Genomic DNA, 6908 nt, shown 5'->3' with positions numbered 1-6908 from the left:
CCACCACCTTGAGGCCTGCATGGCGCAATATCTCCACGTCCAGCCAGCCCTTGCCCTGACCGAAGGTGAAGTGGCGCAACCCCTCGAGGTCGTGCACCTGTGCCATGGCCGCCTCTTGGTCTGGGCTGACGAAACAGATGCGGTAGCTGACGATGCCGAGATGGACTGGAAAGCGGACATAGGCCACTCCTTTCTCGCCCCGCGCGCTGCTGTAGCTGTCCATGGCGAACAGGTTGGTAAAGCTGTTGAGCTCCAGACTGAGCCTGACCCGAGCCTTGGTCATGGGCGGCGCGGGTTGCAGCTCATAGTCGCCAAAGGTGTCGCGGGTCTTGTCGAGGGCGAGGCGGAGCAGCTCCCTGTCATAGGTCATGCGCGGGTCCTTCTCGCTCTCCGGGCTGATATAGGTAAAGCGGGTCGCCGCCAGCGACGTGGAGGAGAGGAAGAGGGAGAGAAGCAGAAACAGGAGTCTATACATCCAGGCTAGGCTCTATGATTTTGTTTCATCCAGTATAGTTCGGCCCCCAGCCGTTCAGGCGTGCCGGTCGCTTGCCAGCAGGCTGCCCAGCCGGCGGCAGAGGTGGCGCAGGGTCTGGTTGTCGAGGGAGGCAAAGCCGAGCAGCCACCCCTCCTGCGTCGGCGGGCCCAGGTAGAACTGGCCGAGGGGGCGCAGCCCCAGCCCCTGTGCGTTGGCGGCCTCTGTCCAGCGTGCCTCGCCGCCGGGGGGGAGTTGCACGGCGCACTGCAGGCCGGCCCCGCCGTGGATGGGGGTGAGGGCGGGGCAGTGGCTGGCCAGCTCGGCCAGCAGCAGGTCGCGGCGGCTCTGGTAGACCAGCCGGCTCTGGCGCAGGTGGGTGGCGAAGTGGCCGGCGCGGATGAAGTCGGCAGCCACCGCCTGCAGCAGCTGGTTGCTGTGGCCGTCGACCGCGGCCCGGGCCCGACAGAAGGACTCCATCAGCGGCCTGGGCAGCACCAGGTAGGCGAGGCGCAGCGAGCCGAACAACACCTTGCTGAAGGTGCCCACATAGAGCACCCGTCCCTGGCCATCCAGCCCCTGCAGGGCGGGGAGCGGCCGCTGATCGTACTGGTATTCACCGTCGTAGTCGTCTTCCAGGATCCAGGCGCCGTGCCGCTCGGCCTCGGCCAGCAGCGCCATCCGCCGCGGCAGGCTCATGGGCACGCCGAGAGGATACTGGTGGGCCGGCGTGGTGTAGATGAGCCGCGGCGCCGGGTGCTCCCCCAGCGGGTTGAGCCCCTCCTCATCCACCGGCACCGGGTGTACCCGGGCGCCGGCACTCTCCATGGCGGTGCGGGCCCCGGGGTAGCCGGGGTCCTCCACCCAGACGGTATCGCCGGCATCGATCAGCAGCTGGGTCGCCAGCAGGATCCCCTGCTGGGAGCTGGTGAGGATCAGGATCTGATCCGGCTCGCACACCATGCCGCGCGACTGCACCAGATAGCTGCTGATGGCGCCGCGCAGCGCCTCCAGCCCCTGTGGATCCCCGTAGTTCATCCAGTCGCCGGCATGCCGGCGCCACTGCTGCTGCATCAGCCGGCCCCACAGGGCCTGGGGGAAGAGGTGCGGATCCGGCTGGCTGGAGGCAAAGGAGCGGCCCACCTCGGGCACGTCGTGGCAGGCTCCCCCGTCGGCCATCTCCTGGCCGCGGCGCGACAGGCTGGCCGCCGACTGGGGCGGGCGCGGAGCCGGGGAGACCGCCGCCAGCGCCACGAAGCTGCCGGCCCCCACCTTGCGTACCAGATAGCCCTCCGCCTCCAGCCGGCCATAGGCCAGCTCCACCGTGCTGCGAGAGACCCCCAGATCGGCGGCCAGCATGCGGCTGGCGGGCAGCCGGCTGTGCTGGGGCAGGTGGCCGGCCAGCATGGCCGAACGCAGGGTGCGGACCAGCTGTTCGTGCAGCGGCAGATCGCTGGCTTGCTGGGTGGCAAACAGGGTGAGCAGGGCAGGCATGGGGGGGCTCCCGGGCGCTAATTGGTCTGCTCATATTGGCAAAATTGGTCGGCGTGGCAAGGCCATTATGTCGCTACATTGAGGCGCAAGGTTCGGGATCCACAACGATTGGCAATGAGAAAGGAGTCTGCATGTCGGAGTACAACGCCACCATCAGCTGGCAGCGGGGGCGCACGAGCCCTTCGTCGATCAACGCTACAGCCGGGCCCACTGGTGGGAGTTCGACGGCGGCGTCAGGGTGCCCGCCTCCTCGTCCCCCCAGGTGGTGCCGCTGCCCTGGTCGGTGGCCGAGCACGTCGACCCGGAAGAGGCCTTCGTCGCGGCCATCTCCAGCTGTCACATGCTCACCTTCCTCTGGCTGGCGGCCAGGGCGGGCTATCGGGTGGAGAGCTATCGGGACGAGGCGGTGGGCATCATGGAGGCCAATGCCCGCGGTCGTCAGGCCATCACCAGGGTCACCTTGCAGCCGCTGGTGCAGTTCGGCGGCGAACGCCAGCCGGATCTGGCCGCGCTTGAGCAGTTGCACCACCAGGCCCACGAGGAGTGTTTCATCGCCAACTCGGTCACCACCGACATCACCACCCGGATCCGGGTGTGAGTACAAGGAGCGTCATTATGAGTCATGTATTGAGCAGCGGATTGGCCTGCGCCGAACAGGCCCGCCTCTTCTTCGAGGCCCAGCTGGCCTTTCGCACCGACCCGGCGGATCTGGCCGCCGATCTGCTGGCCGGCGAAGAGCGGATCGTGGTCATCGACACCCGCTATGCCGGTCACTACGCCGAGGGGCACATCCCCGGTGCCATCAGCTTCCCCCACGCCACCATGAACCCGGCCAGCACGGCCGCGCTGGCGCGGGACAAGGTCTATGTCTGCTATTGCGACGGCATCGGCTGCAACGGCTCGACCCGGGGGGCCTACAAGCTGGCGGCGCTCGGCTTTCAGGTCAAGGAGCTGATCGGTGGTCTGCACTGGTGGCGGCAGGACGGCTTTGCCGTCACCACCGGTAGCGAACCTGGCGTGCTGCAAACGGGAGGGATTGCCTGTGGCTGCTGACATCCATCTGAACGAGTTCGACCAGCCGGTCGGAGCGCCGCTGCCCGACTGGCGGGGCGCCGAGTTTCCGCCTCGTCGCCCCCTCAACGGCTGGGGTTGCCGGCTGGAACCGCTGGATCCCGAGCGTCACGGTCCTGGCCTGTGGCAGGCCTTCCGCGCCGACAACGGGGCCATGTGGACCTATCTGACCACAGGCCCTTACGCAGAGGAGGCGGACATGCTGGTCTGGCTGCGAGAGTGCGCCGCCAAGACAGACCCCCAGTTCTACACCATCTTCGACGAGCATGGCGAACAGCCGCTGGGGCTGGCCAGCTACCTGCGTATCGACCCTCTGGCGGGCAGCATAGAGGTGGGCTGGCTGCACTTTTCCCCCGCCCTGCAGCGCTCGCGGTTGGCGACGGCGGCCATGGCGCTGATGATGGCCAATGCCTTCGCCCTCGGCTATCGGCGTTACGAATGGAAGTGCAATGCCTTGAACAAGCCCTCCTGGCAGGCGGCGCTGCGGCTCGGTTTCAGCTATGAGGGGACCTTTCGCCAGAACCGGGTGGACAAGGGACGGACGCGGGACACCGCCTGGTTCTCGGTGATCGACAGTGAGTGGCCGGCGCTGCAGGATTGCTTTGCGCGCTGGCTGGCGCCCGACAACTTCGATGAGCGCGGCAGGCAGCGGTTGCGGTTGTCCGAACTGACCACCGCTTGTCGTGCCGATGGTCAGTTGCCGTGACAAGACAAACGAGGCCCCGTTCACGGGGCCTCTGTCATTTCAGGCGTTGTTCATGGTGCTCGCCGATGGGGGCGGCAATCCACTTCATCAGGCGCAGCATGTCGGCGGGGGCCACCCCGACCGAGAGGCCGCGCTTGCCGCCGCTCACCAGGATCTCGTCAAACTGCATAGCCGAGTCGTCGAGCACGGTGGGCAGCAGCTTCTTCTGGGCCAGTGGGCTGATGCCGCCCACCTTGTAGCCGGTCAGCTTCTCGGCCTCTGCCGGTTTCATCATCTCCACTTTCTTGAGACCGGTGGCCTTGGCCAGCTGCTTGAGGCTGCACAGGCCGGATGAGGGGACGATGGCCACCACCGCCTGCTTGTCGTGATGGGCGATCAGGGTCTTGAACACCTGGGCTTCCGGCAGGCCGAGCTGGGTCGCGGCATGCTTGCCAAAGTCGTCGTGGGCTTCGCACTCGTAGGGGTAGAGCTTGTGAGGGATCTTGAGCTTTTTCAGCAGGTTGATGGCTGGTGTCATGGTGAGAGCCTTGAGTCGAAACAAGGCCAAACAGTCTGCGCCTGCCGGGCGGGTGATGCAAGTTGCTCGCGTCCCCTAGGTGTGAATGAGTGCGCCAAGATAAAAAAAGCCCGGGTCAATGACCCGGGCTCTTCACTGCGGTGCGCCTCAGGAGAAGCAGATCTGCAGCACGTAGAAGATGGCGATGGCCAGGATGGCACCCGCGGGCAGGGTGATGACCCAGGAGACCACTATGTTGCGCAGCACGCCCAGGTTCAGAGCCGCGATACCGCGCGCCAGCCCCACGCCCATGACAGCACCGACCAGGGTCTGGGTGGTGGAGATGGGCAGACCGGTACCGGAGGCGATCACCACGGTGGCGGCGGTGGCCAGCTGGGCGGCGAAGCCACGGCTCGGGGTCAGGTGGGTTATGCCGGTGCCAACGGTCGCCATCACCTTCTCGCCCATGGTGGCCAGACCGATCACGATGCCGATGCCGCCGAGCGGCAGGATCCACCAGGCGATGTGGGAGCTGCCGCCGATCTCGCTGCCGGCCGCCACGATGGAGGCGACCGCAGAGAGCGGACCGATGGCGTTGGCCACGTCGTTGGAGCCGTGGGCAAAGGCCATGGCACAGGCGGTGATGATCATCAGGATGCCGAATACCTTCTCCACGTTGGCGAAGTGCATCTTGCTGTCATCCTGCGGGTTGTACTGCTGGCCGCGAATGTAGATCCAGCCGGCAAAGGCCACCGCGATGGAAATGGCGACGGAGAGCAGGATGCCCTCGCCATCGCTCAGGTGCAGACCGACGTGGGTCAGCCCCTTCTTGATGGTGACCAGGCAGATCACCAGCGCGGTCAGGAACATGTAGAAGGGGACGTAGCGCTTGGCGTTGTTGAGGGGATCATCGGTGTTGAAGATGAGCTTCTGCACGCTGATGAACATGAAGTAGGCGATGACGCCGGAGATGGCCGGAGTGACCACCCAGGAGCCGACGATGCCACCGAACTTGCTCCACTGCACCGCTTCCGGGCCCACGCTCACCACGGCGAAGCCGACGATGGCGCCGATGATGGAGTGGGTGGTGGAGACGGGCCAGCCGAAGTAGGAGGCCAGGATCAACCAGGCACCGGCGGCCAGCAGGGAGGCGATCATGCCGAGTACCAGCAGATCCGGGGTGGCGGCAAAGGCATTGCTGTCGATGATGCCGTTGCGGATGGTGGCGGTGACTTCACCACCGGCCAGATAGGCACCGGCAAATTCAAAGATCATGGCGATGATGATCGCCTGACGGATGGTCAGGGATTTGGTGCCGACCGACGTACCCATGGCGTTGGCCACGTCATTCGCACCAATGCCCCAGGCCATCAAAAAGCCGAACAAGGCCGCCACGAGCACCAGAGTGGTGCCGTAATTCGCGATAATGTCCATTCAGTGTTTTACCCAGTCAGTCGATTACGAACGAGCCAGCATCAGTTCCAGACGGGCGCCTACACGCTCGGCCTGATCTGCCAGGTCACCTACCCATTCGAGGATCTTGTAGAGGAACATAACGTCGATCGGATTGTATTTCTGCTCAACGGCTTGCAGCTGTTGGCGCAGCCCGATCTGCATGGTGTCGGTATCGTCCTCGATAAGATCCAGCTGGTGGATCATCTCGGCAACCATTTCAACTTCACGTCCTTTAAAGCCGGTTTCGAGCAGCTCATCGAGTTCTCCGATGGCTTTCTCGGCTTGGGCGGTCGCATCGATACAGCGTTTGAGATAGGCCATGAAATCGGCCCGCATCTCGGAGGGGAATTCCATTTTGCGGCCAAGCATGCGGCCGGAAATATCCTTGGCACGGTTGGCGATCTTGTCCTGCTGGGTCAGCAGTTCGAGCAGGTCGGTACGGGCGACTGGCAGGAACAGACCACGGGGCAGCTTCAGACGGATTTCACGCTTGAGGATGTCCGCTTCTTTCTCCAGCTGGGCAATCTGCTGCCGGATCTTCTCGGCATCTTCCCAGCGGTCTTCGGCAACGGCATCAAAGAAGGGAACCAACTGCTGGGAGCACTGGTGAACCTTGACGATATGCTTCTGCAGCGGCTTGATGGGGGACTTGGCAAAAAGCCCCAAAATAGTATTTACTGGCATGGCCAAACCTGTGTCGGTGAAAAAACACTCGATACGATTTTATGAGGGGCGCATGGTAACCGAACTGCGCCATCAATAAAACCGTGAATTAATCCTGATGTATCGCAGGCATTATATCCTCGCGCTTAGCATCACGCCCCCCAAAGTTGCCTGCCAGCCCGGAATGACTATGCAAACTGAGATCGAGATAAAGTTTTTCCTGATTACCCATGATTAGCAGTCACCCCGAACTATACTGATCTTATGCACAGTTATCGAGGAGCGAGATCATGGCCAAAAGCAAAGTCCAATTCCAGAAAGGCTACAGCCTGTTTGAGCTTCTCAAGGACTATGGCACTGAAGCTCAGTGCGAAAACGCGTTGTTCACTTGGCGTTTTCCTCACGGCTTTGTCTGCCCTGAATGTGCCAACAAGACCTGTTGTCACCTGAAAAGTCGGCCACGCGTGCTGCAATGCAATCACTGCCATCACCAGATGTCATTGACTGGGAACACTATTTTCGCAAACACCAAGCTCCCGCTGACCAAGTGG

7 protein-coding genes and 2 pseudogenes are annotated in these 6908 nt (G+C 63.5%); 4 read left to right on the top strand and 5 right to left on the bottom strand.

The window, feature by feature from the left end:
* A pseudogene (locus CAK78_RS15165) lies at positions 1-475 on the bottom strand (hypothetical protein); the annotation flags it as partial.
* A 54-nt stretch (positions 476-529) separates the two neighbouring features.
* Positions 530-1966 carry a MocR-like pyridoxine biosynthesis transcription factor PdxR gene (gene pdxR, locus CAK78_RS15160; protein WP_094697815.1) on the bottom strand — a complete coding sequence of 479 codons (1437 nt, stop codon included), beginning with the start codon at positions 1964-1966 and terminating at the stop codon, positions 530-532.
* Positions 1967-2097: 131 nt separating this feature from the next.
* Here pdxR and CAK78_RS15155 point away from each other — a divergent pair.
* The 3 genes and pseudogenes from CAK78_RS15155 (at position 2098) to CAK78_RS15145 (ending at position 3743) form a co-directional block, all read left to right on the top strand.
* Positions 2098-2564 (top strand): annotated as a pseudogene (locus CAK78_RS15155) (OsmC family protein).
* Between the two features lie 17 nt (positions 2565-2581).
* Positions 2582-3019 (top strand): rhodanese-like domain-containing protein, encoded by a 438-nt coding sequence (locus tag CAK78_RS15150; protein WP_094697814.1) that lies wholly within the window; start codon positions 2582-2584, stop codon positions 3017-3019.
* Positions 3009-3743, top strand: coding sequence for a GNAT family N-acetyltransferase (locus CAK78_RS15145; protein ID WP_094697813.1), 735 nt, complete (start codon positions 3009-3011; stop codon positions 3741-3743). The genes CAK78_RS15150 and CAK78_RS15145 overlap by 11 nt, the downstream gene beginning before the upstream one ends.
* Before the next feature lie 34 nt (positions 3744-3777).
* Here CAK78_RS15145 and ybaK read toward each other — a convergent pair whose 3' ends face one another.
* From ybaK to CAK78_RS15130, 3 genes are all read right to left on the bottom strand, one after another.
* A complete protein-coding gene (gene ybaK, locus CAK78_RS15140) occupies positions 3778-4260 on the bottom strand; it encodes a Cys-tRNA(Pro) deacylase (RefSeq protein WP_094697812.1) in 483 nt (160 codons plus the stop codon).
* A gap of 147 nt (positions 4261-4407) precedes the next feature.
* The gene (locus CAK78_RS15135) at positions 4408-5673 is read right to left on the bottom strand and encodes an inorganic phosphate transporter (protein ID WP_094697811.1); all 1266 of its coding nucleotides are present in this window, start codon (positions 5671-5673) and stop codon (positions 4408-4410) included.
* A 24-nt stretch (positions 5674-5697) separates the two neighbouring features.
* Positions 5698-6378 carry a TIGR00153 family protein gene (locus CAK78_RS15130; RefSeq protein ID WP_005305357.1) on the bottom strand — a complete coding sequence of 227 codons (681 nt, stop codon included), beginning with the start codon at positions 6376-6378 and terminating at the stop codon, positions 5698-5700.
* Positions 6379-6647: 269 nt separating this feature from the next.
* Between CAK78_RS15130 and CAK78_RS15120 the strand changes: the two genes are divergently transcribed.
* Positions 6648-6908 (top strand): transposase (locus CAK78_RS15120; protein WP_141214196.1); only part of this gene is annotated, 261 nt, incomplete at its 3' end.

This window comes from Aeromonas sp. A35_P (assembly GCF_002259925.1).
GTDB lineage: Bacteria > Pseudomonadota > Gammaproteobacteria > Enterobacterales > Aeromonadaceae > Aeromonas > Aeromonas dhakensis.
This window is presented reverse-complemented; position numbering and strand designations above follow the sequence as displayed.